The sequence below is a fragment of the Cupriavidus sp. YAF13 genome, assembly GCF_052113425.1.
Taxonomy (GTDB): Bacteria; Pseudomonadota; Gammaproteobacteria; order Burkholderiales; family Burkholderiaceae; genus Cupriavidus.
On sequence record NZ_JBFRDD010000016.1, the window covers coordinates 37,763 to 58,732 of the forward strand.

Sequence of the window (20,970 nt, forward strand, 5' to 3'; positions counted from 1 at the left end):
GAGGCATGGCCGCCGGGGCGGTCCGGCATGCCGGGAAAGAAAAAAGGCCCCGCGCATTGTCGCGCAGGGCCAGTTCGGGTTGGCGCGGCTTAGTTGCCGCTCGCCGGAGGCACGATCCGTACCGGCTCGATGCTCGGCTCCTTGAGCTTGAGATCCAGCGCGCGGCCCTTGCGGGCGCGCTTGCCCACGTAAGGCAGCAGCAGCTGGCCGTAGAGCTTCTGCGAGCTCGGCTTGCCGCCGCGTCCGGCACCGGACACCACCAGCCCCGGGGCGCCGACGGCAATCGCCTGCTGCAGCGTCTCCTTGGGTTCCAGCTCCATCAGGATCACGCCGCGGCCACCGGCCGAGAGCGACTTGATCTCGTCGAGCGCAACCAGCAGCATGCGGCCGTTGGCCGACAGGCAGGCCACGTGCGTGGCATCCTCGCCGATCGGCGCGGGCAACAGCGGCGCATCGCCCTCGTCCAGCGTCAGGTAGGCGCGACCGCCCTTCTGCCGGCTGACCATGTCGCCGACCTTGGTCTGGAAGCCATTGCCGCCGCGCGTGGCGATCAGCAAGCGCTGGTCGACGCCGCCGGCAAAGGTGTGGGCGATCTGGCTGCCGGGCTGCAGCTCGATCAGCGTGGTCACGGGCACGCCGTCGCCGCGCCCGCCCGGCAAGCCGGCCACCGGCACCGTGTAGGCGCGGCCATTGGTGCCGAACACCAGCATCACGTCCACGCTGCGGCACTCGAAGGTGCCATACAGCGCGTCGCCCGCCTTGAAGGTGAACTGCTGCGCGTCATGGCCGTGGCCCTGGCGCGTGCGCACCCAGCCCTTCTGGGAGACCACCACGGTGACGGGCTCGTCGACCACGCGCACCTCGGCGTTGGCGCGACGCTCTTCCTGGATCAGCGTGCGGCGCGGATCCTTGTCTTCCGGGCTGTATTGCTTGGCGTCGGTCTCGATCTCCTTGATGATGCGCCGGCGCATCATGGTCTCGGACTTGAGCAGCACATCCAGCTCGGCCTGCTCGTCGCGCAGGCTCTTCAACTCCTGCTCGATGCGCAGCGCTTCCAGCCTGGCCAACTGGCGCAGGCGGATTTCAAGGATGTCCTCGGCCTGGCGGTCCGACAGGCCGAAGGCCTGCATCAGCGCCGGCTTGGGCTCATCGCTCTCGCGGATGATGCGGATCACCTCGTCGATATTGAGCAGCACCAGCATCCGGCCTTCGAGAATGTGGATGCGGTCTTCGACCTTGCCCAGGCGATGGCGCGTGCGGCGGGTGACGGTGGCGAAGCGGAAGGCGATCCACTCGCGCAGGATGTCGGCCAGGCCCTTCTGGCGGGGGCGGCCATCGGTGCCGATCATCACCAGGTTGATCGAGGCGCCGGACTCCAGGCTGGTGTGCGCCAGCAGCGTCTGGATGAATTCCTGCTGCTCGATGTTCTTGCTCTTGGGCTCGAACACCAGCCGCACCGGCGCGTTCTTGCCGGATTCGTCGCGCACCGCGTCGAGCACCGCCAGCATGCCTTGCTTGAGCTGCAACTGCTCTGGCGTCAGCGACTTCTTGCCCGCGCGGACCTTCGGGTTGGTGATTTCCTCGATCTCTTCGAGCACCTTCTGCGACGAGGTGCTCGGCGGCAGCTCGGTCACCACCAGTTGCCACTGGCCGCGCGCCATGTCCTCGATGATCCAGCGCGCGCGCACCTTCAGGCTGCCGCGGCCGTTCTCGTAGATCTGCGCAATGTCGGCCGCCGGCGAGATGATCTGGCCGCCGCCCGGATAGTCCGGACCCGGCATCAGCGCCAGCAGCTCGGCCAGCGTGATGTTGGGGTTGCGGATCATCGCCACGGTGGCTGCCGCCACTTCGCGCAGGTTGTGCGGCGGCACCTCGGTGGCCATGCCCACGGCAATGCCCGATGCGCCGTTGAGCAGCACAAAAGGCAGGCGCGCCGGCATCAGCCTGGGCTCTTCCATCGAGCCGTCGTAGTTGGGGATGAAGTCCACCGTGCCCTGGTCGATCTCGTCGAGCAGCAGGCGCGCGATCGGCGTGAGCCGGGCTTCGGTGTAGCGCATGGCCGCCGCGCCGTCGCCGTCGCGCGAGCCGAAGTTGCCCTGGCCGTCGATCAGCGGATAGCGCAGCGAGAAGTCCTGCGCCAGGCGCACCAGCGCGTCATAGGCGGACTGGTCTCCGTGCGGGTGGAATTTACCCAGCACGTCGCCCACCACGCGCGCCGACTTGACCGGCTTGGCGTCGGAGCGCAGCCCCATCTCGTGCATGGCGTACAGGATGCGGCGCTGCACCGGCTTCTGGCCATCGGCCACTTCCGGCAGCGCGCGGCCTTTGACCACGCTGATGGCGTAGTCGAGGTAGGCGCGCTCGGCATAGTGCGCCAGGGTCAGCGAGTCCGCTCCGTTGTCGGGCGAACCTGGGTCAAGCGGAATGTCTTGTTGTTCCATGGATTGGCAAGAAGACGGCGCACCGCATCGTTGGCCGGTGCGCCGGTTGCATGTTGTTCGTTATGCGGTTCGTCGTATGGTTCGGGATGGGATCAAGGCATGTTGCGGCGGCCACCGATCACCATCTTGACGCGGTTGACTCCCGCCCCGCCCACCCCCGCGGGCGCGCCGCCCGGACGGTAGAAGCGATAGAACTGCAGCACCGTGCTGACATACTGCTGGGTCTCGGGGAAAGGCGGAATCTTGTTGTTGTAGCGCTGCACCGCGCCCTCGCCCGCGTTGTACGCGGCCAGCACCAGCTCGAGGTCGTTGGGGAACAGCTCCATCAGCCAGCGCAGGTAGCGCACGCCGGCCGAGATATTGGTGCGCGGGTCGGCCAGTTTCTGCTCGACCGTGCGCTGGGCATCGGCGCTCACGCCAAAGCGCGCGCCAGTGCCGGGAATCACCTGCATCAGCCCGATCGCGCCCTTGGGCGAGACCGCGCCTGCGTTGAAGCCGGACTCCACCGCCATCACCGCCTTGACCAGCGCCGGGTCGACATTCTGCGCCGCCGCGATCTGGCGGATCATGGGCTCGACCGTGGCGATATTGGGATGGTTGACGACATAGCGGTAAAGCTTGTGCGTCTCCAGGTCGATCTGGCTGCCTGCACCGGCTCCGGCACGGTACGGCAGCGGGCTCTTGAGCTCGCCGCCGTTCTTCATGAACAGCGTGTAGCGCGCGTCCAGCTTCTCGTCGGAGAAATGCGCCACGCCGTCGTCGTCGATATAGCCATACAGCGCAGCGTGGGCCGCTGGCATGAAGCCCAGGCCGGCCAAGCCGGCCAGCAGCATGCCGGCGGCAATCCATTGCCGTGCACGGGTGCTGCCAGGTCGGGTCTTAGCCATTGGGGCTCCTTGCGTCATGCGGATATCGAACGGTTCGATTCGTGCCGCCTAGATATCGGCGATCACCTCGTTGCCGCGCTCCTCGAGCCAGGTGCGCCGCTGCGCGGCCTCGCCCTTGCCCATGAGCATATTCATCACGCCCACGGTCTGCGGCAGGTCGAAATGGCCAAGCGCCACCGGCAACAGGCGACGCGTGTCGGGATTCATGGTGGTTTCCCACAGCTGCTCGGCGTTCATCTCGCCCAGGCCCTTGAAGCGCGAGATCTGCCAGCCGCCGTCCTTGATGCCATCCTTCATCAGCTTGTCCTGGATGGCCACCAGCTCGCCGTCGTCCAGCGCATAGAGCTTCTGGGCCGGCTTCTTGCCGCGTGCCGGCGCATCCACCCGGAAAAGCGGCGGGCGGGCCACGCACACGTTGCCGTTGTCGATCAGCCTGGGGAAATGCTTGAAGAACAAGGTCAGTAATAGCACCTGGATGTGCGCACCGTCCACGTCAGCGTCGGACAAGATACAGATCTTTCCGTAGCGCAGGTTGGACAGGTCGGGCTCATCGTTGGGGCCGTGCGGGTCCACGCCGATTGCCACCGCGATGTCGTGCACCTCGTTATTGGCGAACAGGCGGTCGCGCTCGGTCTCCCAGGTGTTGAGCACCTTGCCGCGCAGCGGCAGGATGGCCTGGAATTCCTTGTCGCGCCCCATCTTGGCCGAGCCGCCGGCGGAGTCGCCCTCGACCAGGAAGAGCTCGTTGCGGGTGACGTCGGTGGATTCGCAGTCGGTCAGCTTGCCGGGCAGCACGGCCACGCCGGAGCCCTTCTTTTTTTCCACCTTTTGCGCCGCGCGCGTGCGCGCCTGCGCCTGGCGGATCACCAGCTCGGCGAGCTTCTTGCCGTACTCGACGTGATGGTTGAGCCACAGCTCCAGAGCGGGGCGGCTGAAGGTGGACACCAGCTTGACCGCGTCGCGGCTGTTCAGGCGCTCCTTGATCTGGCCCTGGAACTGCGGGTCCAGCACCTTGGCGGACAGCACGAACGAGGCGCGGGCGAACACGTCTTCGCTCATCAGCTTCACGCCCTTGGGCTGCAGCGCGTGCATCTCGATAAAGCTCTTGACCGCCTGGAACAGGCCTTCGCGCAGGCCGGACTCGTGCGTGCCGCCAGCCGGGGTGGGGATCAGGTTGACGTAGGACTCGCGCACCGGCGCGCCATCTTCGGTCCAAGCCACCACCCAGGAAGCGCCCTCGCCCTCGGCGAAGCCATCTTCCGCCGGGTTGGCGTCCGGGTCGGCGAAGTGCTCGCCTTCGAACATCGGCACCACCAGCTCGGCGCCACTGCCCTGCGCCAGCGCTTCCACCAGGTAGCCTTTGAGGCCCTGCTCGTACTGCCAGGTCTGGCGCTCGCCGTTTTTCTCTTGCAGCAGCGTGACCTTGACGCCCGGCAGCAGCACCGCCTTGCTGCGCAGCAGCCGCTGCAGCTCGGCCATCGGGATCGCGGCCGAATCGAAATACTTCGCATCGGGCCAGACCTGCACCCGCGTGCCGCTCTTCTTCTCGCCGCGTTCGAGCTTGCGCGTGGCCAGCGGCACGGTGACGTCGCCGCCGGAGAAGGTCAGCGTGGAGCAGTTGGCGTCACGCCATACGGTTACGTCGAGACGGGTCGACAGCGCGTTGGTGACGGAGACACCCACACCGTGCAGGCCGCCCGAGAAGGCATAGGCACCGCCCTTGCCCTTGTCGAACTTGCCGCCCGCGTGCAGGCGCGTGAACACGATTTCCACCACCGGGACCTGCTCTTCGGGATGGATGCCGACCGGGATGCCGCGGCCATCGTCCTCGACGCTGATGCTGCCGTCGCGGTGCAGGGTGACCATGATCTCGGAACCGTGGCCGCCCAGGGCCTCGTCGGAGGCATTGTCGATCACCTCCTGCACGATGTGCAGGGGATTGTCGGTACGGGTGTACATGCCGGGTCGTTGCTTGACCGGCTCCAGGCCCTTCAGGACCCGGATGGAGGATTCGCTGTACTGACTGATTTTGCTCGCCATGGAGTCGCTTGCTTAGTGGGATTCTCGGCCAGCCTTGGCGGGGGCGCGGTTGCCGCACGCCTGCCAGGGGGGCCGGGCAGCCTGCATTGTAATGGAAGCGGGTAGCCGTCTTGATGCCAATCGTCACCAGCAATTGCCGTGCGCAATTCGGCACATCCGGTGTCGCGGGCGGCACCGGAGTGACGCCCGACGTCCTCCCGCGATGCGGAGTACACTCGCTCGCACCGGCGTGGCCAAGGCGGTTCCGGACCGCGCCGACAAAACTAAAACAGCACTACGCACACCGAGCCAGGATGCAGGACGCCATGCAGAACACGATTCAACACACGCCAAGAAAACCACTCTCCCTCACAACTGTATTGATTTGCGGTGGCCTGCTCGTCACCTTGTCGATGGGTATCCGGCACGGCTTCGGCCTGTTCAACCTGCCGATCACGCAGACACACGGCTGGAGCCGCGAGACCTTTGCCTTCGCGCTGGCGCTGCAAAACCTGATGTGGGGCGTGACCCAGCCGTTTACGGGCGCGCTGGCCGACAAGTTCGGCGGCTTCCGCATCATGCTGGTCGGCATTGCGCTGTACGTGGCGGGCCTGGTCGTGATGGCCATGGCCACCTCCGGCACCGCCTTCGCCTCGGGCGCCGGCATCCTGATCGGCATTGCGCAGTCCGGCACCACCTACAGCGTGGTGTACGGTGTGATTGGCCGCGTGGCCAGCCCCGAGAAGCGCGTGTGGGCCATGGGCATCGCGGCGGCCGCGGGCTCGTTCGGGCAGTTCCTGATGATCCCGGTGGAGCAGACGCTGATCTCGACTGCCGGCTGGCAGAACGCGTTGTTCATCCTGGCGGTGCTGGCCTGCCTGATGCTGCCGCTGGCCTTCAGCCTGCGCGAGCCGCAAGGCGCGACGCATGCGCCCGGCTTCCAGCAAACCATTGGCCAGGCCGTGCGCGAAGCGTTCGGCAACCGCAACTTCCAGTTGCTCACGCTGGGTTACTTCGTCTGYGGCTTCCAGGTGGTGTTCATCGGCGTGCATCTGGCGCCCTACCTCAAGGACCGGGGCCTGACCGACCCGAAGATCGCGACCGTGGCGCTGGCGCTGATCGGGCTGTTCAATGTGTTCGGAACCTATAGCGCGGGCGCGTTGGGGCAGCGCGTGCCCAAGCGCTTCCTGCTTTCGCTGATCTACATCACCCGGTCCGTGGTGATTGCCGGCTACCTGCTGCTGCCGCTCACGGCCACCAGCACCTGGGTGTTCGCCGCGATGATGGGTTTCCTGTGGCTGTCCACGGTGCCGCTGACCAACGGCATCATCGCGCAGGTGTTTGGCGTGCAGTACCTGTCGATGCTGTCGGGCGTGGTGTTCTTCTCGCACCAGATCGGCAGCTTCCTGGGTGCGTGGCTGGGTGGCTTCCTGTATGACCGGACCGGCACCTACAACACGGTCTGGATGATCGCGATCGGGCTGGGCGTAGTGGCCGCCCTGGTCAACCTGCCGATCCGCGAGCATGCGATCGCGCGGCCACAAGGGGCCGCCGCATGATCACGGCACGCCCCGCCGGCCTCGCGCTTCGGGCAGCAGGCTTCACGGCGCTGGCCGGGGTGCTGGCGCTGGCCTTCATGGCCTACCTGCGGCCGGCCTTCATGGTGGACCTGACGAACATGGTGCTCGCCTGGTGCGGGTGAGGATGCGCCAAAGCCGTCGGCGATGACGACGGCTGCGGCTCCCCACGGAGCCACAGCCGTAGCGGCCTTACTGCGCCTCGGCCTTGGTCTTGGCTTCCAGCACTTCCCAGCGCTCCAGCGCCTCCAGCAGTTCCAGGTCAATCTCATCGTGGCGGGCCGCCAGCTGCGCGGCCTTGCCCGCGTCGCTCACATACAGCGAGCCGTCCGCCAGCTGTGCGCCGACGGCCTTCTGCTCGTTTTCCAGCGAAGCGATACGCTCCGGCAGCGTGTCCAGCTCGCGCTGTTCCTTGTACGACAGCTTGACCAGGCGGTTGGCCGCACGGGCTTCGCGCGGCTTCGTGCTTTCCGCGGCGGCCTTGCCCTCGCCACCGCGTGCGTCCTGCATGGCCGCGCTGCGCGCCGACTGGACCTGCCAGTCGGAGTAGCCGCCCACGTACTCGCGCCAGCGTCCGTCGCCTTCGGCGGCGATGGTGGAGGTCACCACGTTGTCCAGGAAGGCCCGGTCGTGGGACACCAGGAACACCGTGCCGCTGTAATCCTGCAGCAGTTCTTCAAGCAGTTCCAGCGTATCGATGTCGAGGTCGTTGGTCGGCTCATCCAGCACCAGCACATTGGCCGGGCGCGCGAACAGGCGCGCCAGCAGCAGGCGGTTGCGCTCGCCGCCGGACAGCGACTTGACCGGCGAGCGCGCGCGTTCCGGCGCGAACAGGAAATCGCTGAGATAGCTCATGACGTGCTTGCGCTGGCCATTGATCTCGACCCAGTCGCTGCCAGGGCTGATGGTATCGGCCAGCGAGCGCTCCAGGTCCAGCTGCGTGCGCATCTGGTCGAAATACGCCACCTGCATGTTGCTGCCGTTCTTGACCGTACCGGCGTCCGGCGCCAGCTCGCCCAGGATCAGGCGCAGCAGCGTGGTCTTGCCCGCGCCGTTCGCGCCGATCAGACCGACCTTGTCGCCGCGCATGATGGTGCCGGTGAAGTCGCGCACCACCATCTTGTTGCCAAAGGCCTTGCTGACATCCGTCAACTCGGAAACGATCTTGCCGGAGCGCTCGCCTTGCGACACTTCCAGCTTGACGTTGCCCTGCACGTCGCGGCGGGCCGCGCGGTCGGTTCGCATCGTCTCCAGGCGCTGGATACGCGCCACGCTACGCGTGCGGCGTGCTTCCACGCCCTTGCGGATCCAGACTTCTTCCTGCGCCAGCAGCTTGTCGAACTTGGCCTGCTCGACCTGTTCGGCGGCCAGCAGCTCGGCCTTGCGCGCCTGATAGGCGGCGAAGTTGCCAGGGAAGGAAATCAGCCGGCCACGGTCGAGTTCGATGATGCGGGTGGCCACGCGGTCCAGGAAGGCGCGATCATGGGTGATCAGCAGCACGCTGCCGCGGAAGGCCAGCAGCAGGTCTTCCAGCCAGCGGATCGCTTCCACGTCGAGGTGGTTGGTCGGTTCGTCGAGCAGCAGGATGTCGGGTTCGGCCACCAGGGCCTGCGCCAGCGCCACGCGCTTTTGCATGCCGCCAGATAGCGCATCCACGCGCACATCGGCGCTCAGGCTGAGCTGCGCCAGCGTGGTTTCGACCCGCGTGCGCAAGCCCCAGGCACCGGCGGCGTCGACATCTGATTGCAGCCGGTGCAGCTCGGCCAGCGAGTCCTCGTCGTGGTTGTCGTCCAGCCCCGCCAGCGCCGCTTCATAGGCGACCAGCAGGTCGTGGATCTTGCCCAGGCCCTGGGACACGGCGTCGAACACGGTCACACCCGCCTCGAACTGCGGCTCTTGCGGCACATAAGCCGAGGTCACGCCGCTCTGGCGCGCGATCAGGCCATCGTCCGGCGCGGACAAGCCGGCCACGATCTTGAGCAGCGACGACTTGCCGGTGCCGTTGCGGCCAATCAGGCCGACGCGCTCGCCGGCTTCCAGCGAGAAGTCGGCATGGTCGAGCAAGGCCACATGCCCGAAGGCAAGCTGGGCGTCGGAAATCGAAAACAGGGCCATGGGAGCAATACGAAAGGAGACAGCAAAAAGGAGGCTGATCAAGGAGGCAGCTCGAGGAGGTAGCTCAAGCGGCTTGATCCCGCGGCCGCGCGCCGGCGTCGGACAGCAACCGGGCGGCGGGGTGCCAGGTAGCCGGCATTGTAGACCACCGGCGCCCACCCTCGCCGGAGGCGGCGCGAACCCATGGCCTGCGGCCGCCACAAAAAAAGAAGGGCCCGCGCTCACGCGGGCCCAAGAGTCTCTCCTCGGTGCCCTGCTCGCAAGGCACGGAAAGGAGCATAGCAAGCGCCCCGGGCTGGCTCTAGTCGTACAAGTCCGTAAGGGAAAGTCCCGTCAACGCTCCCTGCGGCGCGCCTCTTATGCGTCTGCGATGCGTCTGCCACGCACCTGTTGCGCGCTGCGCAACACCCCCACGCGGTGACGATTGCCGGGCTGCTTTCCCCCATGGAACAATGGCCGGCGGCCCGCAAGCCGCAGCACAACGGCAGCAATACAAGAACCGGTCCGAACCGGTGAGAGGCGACCCAACGCCAATTCCGCTTGATGCCTTTTTCTTTGTACGGGGAATTCCATGATCCATCCGCGTGCGCAGCGCTTGCCGCCGCTACTTCTGCTATCGACCCTGCTTTCGCTTTCACTCGGCATCGGCGCCATGCCCGCCGCCGCGCAGTCCGGCGGCACGCCGGTGCTGCAGCGCATCGAACAGACCGGCGTGCTGCGTATCGCCCACCGCGAAAGCTCGGTGCCGTTCTCCTTCGTGGCCGACGGCAAGCCTTACGGCTATGCCATCGACCTGTGCCTGCGAGTGGCCGACGCCCTGCGCGGCGCGCTCCGGCTCCCAGGCCTCAAAGTGGAATTCGTTCCTGTCACGCCGGCCAGCCGCATCGCCGCCATCGTCGACGGCAAGGCCGATCTCGAATGCGGCTCCACCACCAACAACCGCGAGCGGCGCGCGCAGGTTGCCTTCACCATTCCGCACTACATCGCCGGCAGCCGCATGCTCRTCAAGACCGACTCCRGCATCCGCAAGCTGGGCGACCTGCGCGGCAAGACGGTCGTCTCCACGGTGGGCACCACGTCGCTCGCGGTGGTRCGCCAGATCAACGGTTCCGGCGCCATGCAGATCCACGTGGTGGAAGCCAAGGACCACGCCGAAGCCTTCACCATGGTCGAGCAAGGCAAGGCCGACGCCTTCGTGATGGACGACGTGCTGCTCTACGGCCTGCGCGCCAATGCGCGCGACCCGGCCCGCTACACCGTCACCGACGAGATGCTGACGATCGAGCCCTACGCCATCATGCTGTCGAAACAGGACGCCGAGTTCAAGCGGCTGGTGGACAAGACCCTGATCGCCGCCATCTATTCGCTCGATACCCAGAAGCTCTACAAGAAATGGTTCCAGTCGCCGATCCCGCCGCAAGGGGTCAACCTCGACATCCCGATGAGCTACCTGCTGCGCGATTCCTTCAAGTTCCCTAGCGACAAGGTCGCTGACTGAGAGCCGCGTCCGGCACGGCGCAACTCGTGCGAAGATGGCGGCCCATCCGCTTTTTCCGCACGCGTTGCGTCGGGTGCCGCCCCATGTCCCGCCCCATGTCCACCACGCCCCCGAAGCTGACCGATCTCTCCGTCTCCGCCCTGGTCGCCGGGCTGATCGCCATGCTGACGGGCTACACCAGTTCGCTGGTGCTGATGATCCAGGCCGGCCAGGCCGCCCATTTGTCGGACGCGCAAGTCGCCTCGTGGATCTGGGCGCTGTCCATCGGCATGGGCGTGACCACCATCGGGCTGTCCCTGCTGACGCGGGCGCCTATCGTCGTTGCCTGGTCCACCCCCGGCGCCGCCCTGCTGATCGCCAGCCTGCCCGGCGTGCCCTACGCGCAGGCCATCGGCGCCTTCGTCATGGCAGCGGTGCTGATGACCGCCGCCGGCATGACCGGCTGGTTCGACAAACTGATGCGCGCGCTGCCGGCCAGCATTGCCTCGGCGCTGCTGGCCGGGATCCTGTTCCGCATCAGCGTCGACGTGTTCGTGCAAGCCCAGCACCAGACCCTGTTGCTGCTGGTGATGTTCGCGCTGTACCTGCTGGGCAAGCGCTTCTGGCCGCGCTACGCGGTGCCGGGCGTGCTGCTGGCGGGCGTGGCGCTGGCCGGCGCGCTTGGTCAGCTGCATTTCGAATCGTTCCATTTCGCGCTGGCCAGGCCGGTGTGGACCACGCCGGCGTTCTCGCTGCAGGCCTTCGTCAGCATCGCGGTACCGTTGTTCATCGTGGCGCTGGCGTCGCAGAATATTCCCGGGCTGGCGGTGCTGCGCGCCGACGGCTATCACGTCCAGGCTTCGCCGCTGATCACTGTCACCGGCATCGCCTCCGCCCTGCTCGCCCCGTTCGGCTCACACGGCATCAACCTGGCAGCCATTACCGCGGCCATCTGCACCGGCACGCAAGCCGATCCCGACCGCAACCGGCGCTATACGGCGGCGGTGGTTTGCGGCATCGGCTATCTGGTTGCGGGGGCGCTGGCAGCCAGCATCGCCGCATTGTTCGCGGCGTTCCCCAAAGCGCTGGTCGTGGCGGTGGCCGCGTTTGCCTTGCTCGGCTCGATCGCCAGCGGCCTGACCACCGCCATGCAAACGCCGGCTGAGCGCGAATCCGCCCTGCTGACGTTCATGATCACCGCCTCAGGCATGACGCTGGCCGGCGTGGGATCCGCCTTCTGGGGCGTGGTGGGCGGCATGCTGGCGCTGATCGTCTTGCGGCCGCGCACTGCCGCCAAGGCCGGATAAGCGCGAGTGCTTACAGCAGCAGGAAAGCGATGTCCGTGGCGCCGATCCCGGAAACCGGTGTGCCCTTGCGCCGCTGGAACAGGATGTGCTGCAGCACCCGGTCGCGGTGCTCGGCAAACGTGGCTGGATCGAAGCGCAGCGCGGTGAGCGCATAGTGCTCGGAGAGCAGCTTGTAGACCCGGTGGCGCACCATCAGCATTTCGCTATCGGCGCGCAGGCGGCTAATCTCGCCAGCGTTATCCTCCTCCAGCTGCCGCATGCCGACCACCACGCGCGCATGCATGCCACGGTAGCGATCCAGCTCGCCGTGCGCCTTGCGCAACTCCTCGCGCAGCGCTCTCACTTCCTGCTGGAGCTTCAGGTTGTGCTGCACGCCTCGCTGGATGCGCGACGCCTCTTCCAGTGCCACATCCGCTGCGGCAATCGTGTTCTGCCAGAGCCCCTGACCCATCGTCTGGCCATCCACCTGCGGCCACACGGTCTGAACCCCACCCTCGCCTTCCATGACGCTCCCCCTGCAAACCTGACTCACCCGCCGCTGGCTTTATCACGACTGCCAGCGGGTCGGAACAACCGCGACCACCCCACAACGAGACTCCGGACTACCGGCACCTGAACAACGCGCTCTTCCTCGATTGAAGATGGCATCCCGGCAAGGAACAACCACCCGAAAGGAGGGATCGCCAGCCCGCAAAGCGGCCTCGAGCATGCTTTGCACTGTACACCCGGCAAGACCCGCCGGGCAGCTATGGGAAAATGTGGCCCCAGCGACAGCCAATGTGAAGGACCCATCGATGAATGCCTATGTACTACTGGCCCTCGCCATCGCGGCTGAAGTCATTGCCACCAGCAGCCTCAAGGCCGCCGAGAATTTCACGCGCCTGTGGCCAAGCGTGCTGGTCGTGGCCGGCTATGTCAGCGCCTTCTTCCTGCTGATGCAGGTCATGAAGACCGTGCCCGTGGGCATCGCCTACGCGATCTGGTGCGGCGCGGGGATCGTGCTCGTGACGCTGATTGCCAGCGTGCTGTATCGGCAAGTGCCGGATCTGGCGGCCTGGGTGGGGATCGGGCTGATTATTGCGGGGGTGGCGGTGATTCAGCTGTTTTCGAAGATGGGGACGCATTGAGACTTGCACGGTGCGGCGGCAAGCCACTGCACTTCAACTGGGGGGAACTTTGATGGATCGCTAAGACCGTGGGGTGGTCCCGCCGGCAGGAATCGAACCTGCATTTCACGCTTAGGAGGCGCGTGTTCTATCCATTGAACTACGGCGAGAGGATAGGTTCTGTCCAGTAGCTGGAAACCCTAGTCAGGACTGGCTTTTGCCTTATCCTGCCTGGGTTTCCGGGCGATTGGTCGAAGCCAAACTTATCACTTTGCGTCATCCTGTATCATCACATTTCACGCAGCGCGTGCTACAGATTTGCTACAGGAGACCGCATGGCATCGATCCTCAAGATCGGGGAGCGCTGGCGCGCTCAGATCCGGAAGCAGGGCCGGAGTATATCAAAAACCTTTCGCACCAAAGCGGAAGCGCAGGCGTGGGCAAAAAATTCAGAAGTGGACATTGAGACGCCACGCGCTGTCGCCAGCCTCACGGTCGGCACCCTCATCGAGGACTATCGAAAAGCGCGCGAAAAGTCGGGCCGCGCCGTTGCGCTGAAGTCCAACGAGGAGTACATGCTCCGCAAGCTCAAACTGGCTTTTGCGGACCACCTGGTGCACCGCCTCTCTACTCAGGACATCCTCAAGTTCGCCCAGGATCGGAAAGCCGCCGGCGCAGGCCCGTACACCATCAGCATGGACATCTCCAAGCTGGGCACGGTCATGCGCCATATGAGCAGTATCCAGGACCTCGCCCTGCCCGATGTCGTGAAAAATGCCTGGCCCGCCCTAAACCACCTCAAGCTGGTCGGGCCAGGGGGCAAGCGTGAGCGCCGACCCTCCCCCGCTGAGCTAGAGAAAATCTTCGCTTGGTTCCGCGAGCATCCCGAGCACAAGTTGCCGATGGAGGCCATCATCCGCGTCTTGATGCAATCAGCCTTCCGCCGGGGCGAGATCTTCCGCATCACCTGGAGCGACCTGGACGAAGCCCGCCGCCTTGTCCTGGTACGTGACCGGAAGGACCCCCGCCAGAAGCAAGGCAACGACGAGCTGGTACCGCTCATCGGAGATGCCCTTGAGATCATCCAGCGCCAGCCTCGGAACACCCCCGATGACCGGATTTTTCCCCATGAGCCAGGCACGGCCAGCAAATACTTCAAGTGGGCGTGCGACGCCAAGAAGATAGTCGATCTGCACCTGCACGATCTGCGCCACGAAGCGACGAGCAAGCTATTCGAGGCCGGCTGGGACATCCCCGAAGTCGCAGCCGTTACGGGGCACAAAGATTGGCGGAACCTGAAGCGGTACACCAACCTGGATCCCGCTGACGTGGCAGAAAAGGGCAAGCTACTCCACTTCCCTCTGAAGACGGCCTGACCGTGGCGCGGCTGCCCGTTAACACTGTATATTTATACAGTGTTAACCGAGTACACCGATCATGGGTAACAAGAAATCCGCCGCCGGGTGCCAGATGCCCGAAGAGCCGACAGGGCAGAAGCCCACCGTCCGCCAGGTCGCGCAGCGCCTGCTCACCGCGCTCGCTCGCATTGATGCAGGGGGAGATCCAGAAGGCATCGAGCTGGGCGAGGCGCGCCACGAATTGAGTGTGCTGCTGGCGAGCACCCCATCCGCAACCATGCTTCTGACTGGCGCGGACTTCGACCCGGAGGCATTCGAGAGGATCTGGCGATCCACGGCGGTACAGGCGGCCGGTACGCACTACGGCTGGCGCGGTGTGGCAGAGGCAGTGTGGGCTGCAGCACTAGATGAGGCGCGCAGCGGTGGCACAATCGTGGCTCGCGAACGCCCATAGGTGGTCACCCATGTGCACAAACTACGCCCCGGTCCAGCGGAAACTGCTGCGCGACGTCTTCGGCGTCGAGCCGCCGCCTCTCGACTACCCGCCAGAGACCTGGCCGGATTATGCCGCGCCAATCGTCGTGGCCGCCGGAAACGGCGAGCACCAGGCGCTGGTAGGCACGTTTGGCATGGTGCCGAAGACCCGGATCCCGCCAGGCGTGGCCAAGTTCGATACCACCAATGCGCGATCGGAGACGGTTGGCGAGAAGCGGTCGTTTTCCGGTCCGTGGAAGAAGGGGCAGCTCTGCCTAGTGCCGGCCAGCGCGTTCTATGAACCCAACTACGAGAGCGGACCCAAGTCCGTTCGCTGGCGGATCTGGCTGAAGGATGAGCCGGAGTTTGCGATCGCGGGTCTGTGGCGCGCTTGGCCGGGCGAACCTGGCGCCGAGGTGTTCAGCTTCACCATGCTGACTATCAACTCGGACAAGCACCCGCTGATGAACCGCTTCCATGCCCCGGGCAAGGAAAAGCGCATGATCGTCATCGTGCCGCGGGCTGAATGGGATGACTGGCTGACCTGCCGGGATCCAGAGCGGGCGCGCAGCTTCTTGCGGCCCTACCCACCCGAGTTGATGGACGCCGCGCCGGCGCCACGCGAAACCAAACGAACAACTACAGAAAAAACAAGCGCATAAACAACTGCCCACAAAGCCATAACATGACTGAAGCCACGAATCGGATTTTTGACCCACTATGGGATGACATACGCTCCACGCGAAATTTCCCCAATCAACGACCAGTCCTCGCTCATTACACTGCGTTGAGCGTAATAGAGAGCATCCTGCGCCACGATGAGATATGGATGTCCCACCCGTATTTCATGAATGACCATGAGGAACTTCGAGTTGGATTGAGTCTTTCACTTAACGCTTTCTTCTCCCACCGTGGCATTACAGAAGCATGCGGATCGGCTCATCGCCAAGCTATTTTGTACCGCACGTTCATGTCACACCACACGAGGTTCGAGCAGGAACATGTGAACGATGTCTATATATTTTGCTTGTCAAAGCACGATAGCGACGACGGGAAATTGTCTATGTGGCGGGGCTACGGCGGCAATGGATTGGGTGCGGCGATGGTGATTGATACCAGCAGATTGAACCTCAACCCCAAGTCGCCGCTAATGCTGGCGAATGTGAACTACGCTTCTTCAGAACAGCGTCACGACTGGATAGTCTCGAAACTAGATGAGTTCGCCCAACTTCTGAAGAGCAACCCAATACACGATGATCACTTATACATCGCGACACACTATCTGTACGAGAGACTGAAACAGGCTGCAATTTTTACGAAACACTCTGGGTTTATTGAAGAAGATGAGTACCGGCTCGTATATATGCGCGAGCGAGATACAGAGAAAACAATGGAACCTTTTTTCTCTTATCACATTAGCGAGGCAGGGATCCATCCGAAATTGAAGCTAAAATTAAAAGACAGTAATGGATTCATGGCAAGCGGACAAAGTCTTGAAAATATCGTGTCGAGCATAATACTTGGTCCGTCCCACTCGTCGCCACTCGCTGCGGCAACGTTCAAGAGAATGCTGACGATGAGTGGGAAAGGCAGCTTAGCGGACAAGGTTAAGGTTTCTTCGACCCCGTTTCGCAGCCATGGCTAGGTGTCCGCCAACAAGCAATCCAGCGCAATTTCCAACACCCCGCGAGGCGATTCGGCCGAGCCCCTTCCGGGCGGCGTCTGTCGGCAGATGTAGAATTCCACAGACAAAAACCGGGGAATAACAATGAGAACGCTAACTTTGCTGTGTGCGGCGGCCGCCGCGCTGCTGACCGGCTGCGCCGCCACCCAGAATCTCACCGCTAGCGATTTGCGCACTCCGGAACATGCCTACGGCGCGACGGTGTTGCCGATGACCATAGCCCAGGTGCGTACCGCGCTATTCGACTATCACCGTAACTGCCGCCCCCATGCCAGCGCGGACCACGATCCGACTGGACTGGGTCGACTGACGATACAAGGGACCGGCATGGGCATGACGACCGCAAGCGTGCTCTACGCTATCGACTTCGATGGACTCCCTGACGGAAAGACTCAAGTACGCGGCTACGCGTACTACACAGCCGACCGCGTGATGATTGACAAGACGCTAGCGACGATCAAAGACCCGAAGAACTGCCTTTTGTGATCGCGGTGTCATGTCACTTCTTCGTTAGGGAGTCGTAGGTGCGTTCGCAGGCTTGGCCGGCGATCCGGGCGGCGTCAGCGTATGCAGCCAACTCTCCCGCTCGCTTGTCAGCGCGGCCGAGCACGTCGGCAAGCACATCGAGGGGATCACCGGCTGCCTGGCCTGCGCCGACAGCGGCGGCACCGCCTGCGGCATGGGCCGCGGCACCGAGCTGGGCAACGCGCTGGCGCAGCTGCTCAGCCACAGCGCCAGCGGCGCGAGCATCATTCCTGGCCGACTCGGCCACTTTCGTTGCGTCATTGGTGATCTCCGTTTGCCGTTCGACTTTGCCTTGATAGTCTTGGCGCGCGGCGTCAACCGCCGCGGCCACCTCTCTAACCTGCCCCTCGCGCAGCTCGGCCAGCTCGCGCCCGCGCTCGGCGAGCTGGCGTTCGTAGCGATTAGCCTGCCAGTGCCAGGCACCCGGCCCGGCGATTGCACCGCCGAGCGCCACTCCGATGCCCAGCACCAGGACGTACCCCTCCCAGCCGGAGAATGCGCCCAGCACCGCTTCAAGCACTCTTCCCACGGCCGCCCCCCTGTTTGTTCATCCACCGCTTGAGCCACAGCTCCAGGTACTGGCTACCGACGATCCCCAGCGCGCAGCCGATGCCATACAGCGCCATCGGCGGCAGGTCCGGGAACTGGGCCAATCCCACGCCCGCCACCATCGAGGTGGCGGCACCGAGCAGCGCGCGCCCCAGGATGACCCGCGGCGTGATGGGATCGTTGCTGACCAGCAGCTTGCCGACCCCAACCAGGGCGCCCATCAGCAATAGGATGTAGAACGATTTTTCGTGTTCTTGCATGTGACCCGTTCCTCGGCTTGTTATGCGTGAATGAACTGTTGTGCGAGCAGCCAGCGCCGGCGGCGATCCTCCAGGCCGTTGATGCCACCGTTGATCCGGCGCGTGAGCTGCTCGAAGTCGCCGCGGTCGGCCAGCACGTTGCAGCCCTTGGCGTACCAGAACCACGCGGCCGAGCGCGCTGCCAATGTGTCATCGGTGGCCAGCAGCTCGGGATGCGCCACCAGGTCGACGCCGAGCGCGTGGCCACAGTCGCGGTGATTGTCCCGAAAGGTGATCTGCTTGAGTCCATGCCCTGAATACCTCCAGCCGTCGCCTGTGGCCGCATCGCCGTTTCCGTAGCGTCCGGCGTAGACGATCGACGCGATGCGCGCCTGGCGGTCCATTGGCACCATGCGTTCACCTGGCTGGCGCCCCAGCGTGCTGGCCAGTGCTGCCGGCATGCGCTTGTCGAACGTATCGACCAACCCCTGCGGCTTGTAGTCGAACGATTCCTGCAGGCGGGTGAAGCCAGCCGACTCGGTACCGACCTGCGCGACCCATGCCGCAACGCGCTGAGGCGCCACGATGCCGAACTCGAAGAGCGCGGCAGTAACCGGTGAGTGCCAGCGATCAGCAAGTGCCGCGCTGATGCCCGCCGCGTTTTGAAACGTCAGTTTGTCCATACGCTCCTATCCCCAAAAAAAAGCCACCCGCATGGGTGGCTGTACTCGCTGAAAAGTCGGGTTATGTCGACGGCTCGATACTGCGGAGCGTGCCAGTCGTTACCGAGCCGATGCGCTCACCACCCGCCGCATTCGGATGCAGCAAGGCGCCATCGTCGTTAATGAAGGAGGTAATGTTTGCGGTGTTCCATCCCGCCCTCGCCGACACGTCGGCACAGGGGAACCCCCACCGATTTGCCTGGGTGCGCAACGCTTCCGCATAGTCACGCGTGGTCAGCCCCTGCGTGTTGGTGTAGGCGTTCGGCCAGCCACGCGGGGCGAAGTTGTAGATCTCCCCATACGGGGTCGTCATCACCACGATGCGCTTCGCCGGCCAACGAGCCATCGCCTTCGCTGCGAACGTGTTGAACGCCCCATTGAACGTCAGTGGATCGGCAGAATCGACGGCGCCAAGAGGGACGTTCTGCGCCCAGTCGTTCGTCCCCGRCATGATCGTGAGCAGATCGATGGTGGTAGGGATCGCGTTGATGCGTGCGTCCTGGCACATCGCGCTGGTGCTGCCCGCGGCGCCGGAGAGCAATGTCCCGCCCACACCATAGTTCGTATGCACCAGGCCCAGCTTTGCGACTACCGTGGGCTGCCACATATTCTGGCCCGTGATGCTATCCCCGAATGACGCCCAATTCTTACCGGTCCACTTGCTGGCATTGCTGCCGCTTGCATCGGCGCTGATCGGCGTTCCGTCCGCAACCCTCAGCACATAGCCATATGCTTGATAGCCGGTGGCGGCCGACCCGACCTCGAATTGGAATGCATCCTGCGCCGCCGCGTAGACAGTGATACGGACAAAGGCGGCCCCGGCCGGCGGCGTCAGCGTCGACGCGTCGTTGTTGCTCCCACCTGCTACCACGTTACGGTTGGCATCGAAGAAGCAATACATGCGCATCTGCTGCGGCGCGCCGTAACCGTAGTACTGCGTCCCAGGCACAACCGCAATGTAATCGCTGACGTTGTAGGTGGCGTTGGCAGTCAGCGCCCCACCGTTGCCCATGAAGTAACCGGTGGTGACGGTCGCCTTGTTGAACAGGTTTTTGCTAGGCTGCAGGAAATTCACCACGCTAGGCGTCACTGACCCAGGCGCGTATTTCGCGGTGGTCAGGCTAGCATCCTTGATGGTGCTGTAAATCTGCGTCGTGCCGGCATTGAACTTCAGCGTGTAGGAATACGGCTCAAACGCGGTAGGCGCTGCCGCAACCTCGAACTGGAAGGTGTCAATATCCGCGGCCCACAGAGTAAGGCGCACATATGCGGCGCCCGCCGGAACGGTGAAACTCGTGAGCGCATTAGTCGATCCGCCAGCCACTGGCAGTTTGGCCGCGTCAAAGTAGGTGGTGAAACGCATGTTCTGCGTTCCTCCCCTGCCGCTATAGGTTGTCCCAGGCGTTACTGCGATGAAATCGCTGGCTGCGTACGTCGCATTCGGCGAGGACACGCCGGAGACAGGATCGATAACAACACCGATCGTTGCCCTGTCCTTGCTAAACAGGTTCTTGCCGAGTTGCAGAAAGCTAGTTTTCGCTGCGGTCACGGCAGCATCCGCCAGCTTGGCGGTCGGCAGCAGGCCATCCTTTAGCGCCGACAGCAGCAGGAACATCCCATAGCTTTCGTAGGGTGTGCTGCTGGCGCCGGTCTCGATCTGAAACGCCGGCCACTGATTAGCGGTGTTGGCGCTCGCACGCAGATAGGCGGCCCCGGCCGGTGCAGTCACGGTGCGATTTGTATCAGCATCGCTGGTGCCGCTGATGAATACCTTGCTTGCGCTGTACCAGCACAGGTAGTGCTTAACGTTCAAGGTATAGACTTGACCCGCTACCACTGGGACGAATCCGGTCGTAGTGTAAGAGGCATTCGCGGCAAGGTTGCCGGTCGTGTGAACCGGGAAGAACCCTGCTGCAACATCAGGATCTGCGGGGTTCACCAGGTTCTTACCCAGCTGCGCAGCAGCCTTCTTATCGACGGCGGCCTTGCTCGGATAGGTCGCCACCAGCGCCGATGCGCCGGCATTGATGCGACGAAACTCGAAGGCAGCAATGTCTCCGCTACCTTGCACCTTGAAGGCAACTCCGTCGCCTACGGCCGCACGTCCAGAAGGCTCATCCACGTAGACCCCGCCCTGGATCAACGATGCATCGCGCGCCGACTCTGCGCCCGCTTTGGCGACTTGAGCCAATACCGCTTGCGCAGCCGCAGACAAGACACTCCCAGCGGCCGCCGCCGCCGAAGCATCTGCCGCCAATCGATCTGCTTGCGCGCTCGGCACCTCATAGATAACGCGCGCCACAGTTTTGATAGGAACGCCGTCGACCATGACAATGCTATCCGGACCCGTGGCAGGCCCCCGGATGATCGCGCGGTACACCAAATCGTTTGCGCCGATCCGTGCTAGGGCGGCCAGGTAATCTTGCGTCGTAGTAGACATTTGCTCTTTCAACCTATGAAAAAGCCGCCAGAAAGGCGGCTATGGAGTCG

Annotated in this window: 19 protein-coding genes and 1 tRNA gene; 10 read left to right on the forward strand and 10 right to left on the reverse strand. The window is 64.2% G+C overall.

Features of this window, described 5'->3' with window-relative positions:
• Nucleotides 1-89 precede the first annotated feature (89 nt).
• The 3 genes from parC to AB4061_RS15135 all read right to left on the reverse strand — a co-directional run bounded on the left by parC (nucleotide 90) and on the right by AB4061_RS15135 (nucleotide 5,368).
• Nucleotides 90-2,441: a DNA topoisomerase IV subunit A gene (gene parC, locus AB4061_RS15125; protein WP_441635060.1), complete on the reverse strand. Its 2,352-nt coding sequence runs from the start codon at nucleotides 2,439-2,441 to the stop codon at nucleotides 90-92.
• Between the two features lie 92 nt (nucleotides 2,442-2,533).
• Complete coding sequence (locus AB4061_RS15130) at nucleotides 2,534-3,328, reverse strand: lytic transglycosylase domain-containing protein (protein ID WP_441635062.1); 795 nt, start codon at nucleotides 3,326-3,328, stop codon at nucleotides 2,534-2,536.
• 48 nt (nucleotides 3,329-3,376) lie between these two features.
• Entirely contained in the window at nucleotides 3,377-5,368 is a 1,992-nt protein-coding gene (locus tag AB4061_RS15135) for a DNA topoisomerase IV subunit B (RefSeq protein ID WP_441635064.1), read from the reverse strand.
• 305 nt (nucleotides 5,369-5,673) lie between these two features.
• Between AB4061_RS15135 and AB4061_RS15140 the strand changes: the two genes are divergently transcribed.
• Nucleotides 5,674-6,906 (forward strand): MFS transporter, encoded by a 1,233-nt coding sequence (locus AB4061_RS15140; RefSeq protein ID WP_441635066.1) that lies wholly within the window; start codon nucleotides 5,674-5,676, stop codon nucleotides 6,904-6,906.
• A complete protein-coding gene (locus AB4061_RS15145; protein ID WP_173430684.1) occupies nucleotides 6,903-7,049 on the forward strand; it encodes a hypothetical protein in 147 nt (48 codons plus the stop codon). Before AB4061_RS15140 ends, AB4061_RS15145 begins: the two co-directional genes overlap by 4 nt.
• A gap of 67 nt (nucleotides 7,050-7,116) precedes the next feature.
• On the opposite strand, the gene AB4061_RS15150 is transcribed toward AB4061_RS15145, so the two are convergent.
• Complete coding sequence (locus AB4061_RS15150) at nucleotides 7,117-9,039, reverse strand: ATP-binding cassette domain-containing protein (RefSeq protein WP_441635068.1); 1,923 nt, start codon at nucleotides 9,037-9,039, stop codon at nucleotides 7,117-7,119.
• A gap of 571 nt (nucleotides 9,040-9,610) precedes the next feature.
• Here AB4061_RS15150 and AB4061_RS15155 point away from each other — a divergent pair.
• Both AB4061_RS15155 and AB4061_RS15160 read left to right on the forward strand, forming a co-directional pair.
• Entirely contained in the window at nucleotides 9,611-10,537 is a 927-nt protein-coding gene (locus AB4061_RS15155; protein ID WP_441635070.1) for an amino acid ABC transporter substrate-binding protein, read from the forward strand.
• A gap of 95 nt (nucleotides 10,538-10,632) precedes the next feature.
• Nucleotides 10,633-11,823, forward strand: coding sequence for a benzoate/H(+) symporter BenE family transporter (locus tag AB4061_RS15160; protein ID WP_441635236.1), 1,191 nt, complete (start codon nucleotides 10,633-10,635; stop codon nucleotides 11,821-11,823).
• 10 nt (nucleotides 11,824-11,833) lie between these two features.
• Here AB4061_RS15160 and AB4061_RS15165 read toward each other — a convergent pair whose 3' ends face one another.
• A complete protein-coding gene (locus tag AB4061_RS15165; protein WP_441635238.1) occupies nucleotides 11,834-12,274 on the reverse strand; it encodes a hypothetical protein in 441 nt (146 codons plus the stop codon).
• 343 nt (nucleotides 12,275-12,617) lie between these two features.
• Between AB4061_RS15165 and AB4061_RS15170 the strand changes: the two genes are divergently transcribed.
• Nucleotides 12,618-12,950 carry a DMT family transporter gene (locus AB4061_RS15170; RefSeq protein WP_441635072.1) on the forward strand — a complete coding sequence of 111 codons (333 nt, stop codon included), beginning with the start codon at nucleotides 12,618-12,620 and terminating at the stop codon, nucleotides 12,948-12,950.
• A gap of 74 nt (nucleotides 12,951-13,024) precedes the next feature.
• On the opposite strand, the gene AB4061_RS15175 is transcribed toward AB4061_RS15170, so the two are convergent.
• Nucleotides 13,025-13,099 (reverse strand) — tRNA-Arg (locus AB4061_RS15175).
• A gap of 165 nt (nucleotides 13,100-13,264) precedes the next feature.
• Here AB4061_RS15175 and AB4061_RS15180 point away from each other — a divergent pair.
• The 5 genes from AB4061_RS15180 to AB4061_RS15200 all read left to right on the forward strand — a co-directional run bounded on the left by AB4061_RS15180 (nucleotide 13,265) and on the right by AB4061_RS15200 (nucleotide 16,931).
• On the forward strand, nucleotides 13,265-14,305 hold the full coding sequence (locus AB4061_RS15180; RefSeq protein ID WP_441635074.1) for a site-specific integrase: 1,041 nt from the start codon (nucleotides 13,265-13,267) through the stop codon (nucleotides 14,303-14,305).
• A 61-nt stretch (nucleotides 14,306-14,366) separates the two neighbouring features.
• Nucleotides 14,367-14,741 (forward strand): hypothetical protein, encoded by a 375-nt coding sequence (locus tag AB4061_RS15185; protein WP_441635076.1) that lies wholly within the window; start codon nucleotides 14,367-14,369, stop codon nucleotides 14,739-14,741.
• 10 nt (nucleotides 14,742-14,751) lie between these two features.
• Nucleotides 14,752-15,423 (forward strand): SOS response-associated peptidase, encoded by a 672-nt coding sequence (locus AB4061_RS15190; protein WP_441635078.1) that lies wholly within the window; start codon nucleotides 14,752-14,754, stop codon nucleotides 15,421-15,423.
• A gap of 167 nt (nucleotides 15,424-15,590) precedes the next feature.
• Nucleotides 15,591-16,406: a DUF2971 domain-containing protein gene (locus AB4061_RS15195; RefSeq protein WP_441635080.1), complete on the forward strand. Its 816-nt coding sequence runs from the start codon at nucleotides 15,591-15,593 to the stop codon at nucleotides 16,404-16,406.
• A gap of 123 nt (nucleotides 16,407-16,529) precedes the next feature.
• Nucleotides 16,530-16,931: a hypothetical protein gene (locus AB4061_RS15200; protein WP_441635082.1), complete on the forward strand. Its 402-nt coding sequence runs from the start codon at nucleotides 16,530-16,532 to the stop codon at nucleotides 16,929-16,931.
• A gap of 13 nt (nucleotides 16,932-16,944) precedes the next feature.
• On the opposite strand, the gene AB4061_RS15205 is transcribed toward AB4061_RS15200, so the two are convergent.
• From AB4061_RS15205 to AB4061_RS15220, 4 genes are all read right to left on the reverse strand, one after another.
• Nucleotides 16,945-17,490: a DUF2514 family protein gene (locus AB4061_RS15205; protein ID WP_441635084.1), complete on the reverse strand. Its 546-nt coding sequence runs from the start codon at nucleotides 17,488-17,490 to the stop codon at nucleotides 16,945-16,947.
• Complete coding sequence (locus AB4061_RS15210) at nucleotides 17,483-17,779, reverse strand: phage holin family protein (RefSeq protein ID WP_441635085.1); 297 nt, start codon at nucleotides 17,777-17,779, stop codon at nucleotides 17,483-17,485. Before AB4061_RS15210 ends, AB4061_RS15205 begins: the two co-directional genes overlap by 8 nt.
• Nucleotides 17,780-17,799: 20 nt before the next feature.
• Nucleotides 17,800-18,441, reverse strand: coding sequence for a glycoside hydrolase family 19 protein (locus AB4061_RS15215; protein ID WP_441635087.1), 642 nt, complete (start codon nucleotides 18,439-18,441; stop codon nucleotides 17,800-17,802).
• Nucleotides 18,442-18,502: 61 nt separating this feature from the next.
• A complete protein-coding gene (locus AB4061_RS15220; protein WP_441635088.1) occupies nucleotides 18,503-20,920 on the reverse strand; it encodes an SGNH/GDSL hydrolase family protein in 2,418 nt (805 codons plus the stop codon).
• Nucleotides 20,921-20,970: the final 50 nt, after the last annotated feature.

Coding starts and splice junctions, on each gene's coding strand:
- parC (WP_441635060.1), bottom strand. CDS start 2,441: ATGGAACAACAAGACATTCCGCTTGACCCAGGTTCGCCCGACAACGGA.
- AB4061_RS15135 (WP_441635064.1), bottom strand. CDS start 5,368: ATGGCGAGCAAAATCAGTCAGTACAGCGAATCCTCCATCCGGGTCCTG.
- AB4061_RS15185 (WP_441635076.1), top strand. CDS start 14,367: ATGGGTAACAAGAAATCCGCCGCCGGGTGCCAGATGCCCGAAGAGCCG.
- AB4061_RS15145 (WP_173430684.1), top strand. CDS start 6,903: ATGATCACGGCACGCCCCGCCGGCCTCGCGCTTCGGGCAGCAGGCTTC.
- AB4061_RS15165 (WP_441635238.1), bottom strand. CDS start 12,274: ATGGGTCAGGGGCTCTGGCAGAACACGATTGCCGCAGCGGATGTGGCA.
- AB4061_RS15150 (WP_441635068.1), bottom strand. CDS start 9,039: ATGGCCCTGTTTTCGATTTCCGACGCCCAGCTTGCCTTCGGGCATGTG.
- AB4061_RS15160 (WP_441635236.1), top strand. CDS start 10,633: ATGTCCACCACGCCCCCGAAGCTGACCGATCTCTCCGTCTCCGCCCTG.
- AB4061_RS15190 (WP_441635078.1), top strand. CDS start 14,752: ATGTGCACAAACTACGCCCCGGTCCAGCGGAAACTGCTGCGCGACGTC.
- AB4061_RS15195 (WP_441635080.1), top strand. CDS start 15,591: ATGTCCCACCCGTATTTCATGAATGACCATGAGGAACTTCGAGTTGGA.
- AB4061_RS15130 (WP_441635062.1), bottom strand. CDS start 3,328: ATGGCTAAGACCCGACCTGGCAGCACCCGTGCACGGCAATGGATTGCC.
- AB4061_RS15180 (WP_441635074.1), top strand. CDS start 13,265: ATGGCATCGATCCTCAAGATCGGGGAGCGCTGGCGCGCTCAGATCCGG.
- AB4061_RS15215 (WP_441635087.1), bottom strand. CDS start 18,441: ATGGACAAACTGACGTTTCAAAACGCGGCGGGCATCAGCGCGGCACTT.
- AB4061_RS15210 (WP_441635085.1), bottom strand. CDS start 17,779: ATGCAAGAACACGAAAAATCGTTCTACATCCTATTGCTGATGGGCGCC.
- AB4061_RS15200 (WP_441635082.1), top strand. CDS start 16,530: ATGAGAACGCTAACTTTGCTGTGTGCGGCGGCCGCCGCGCTGCTGACC.
- AB4061_RS15170 (WP_441635072.1), top strand. CDS start 12,618: ATGAATGCCTATGTACTACTGGCCCTCGCCATCGCGGCTGAAGTCATT.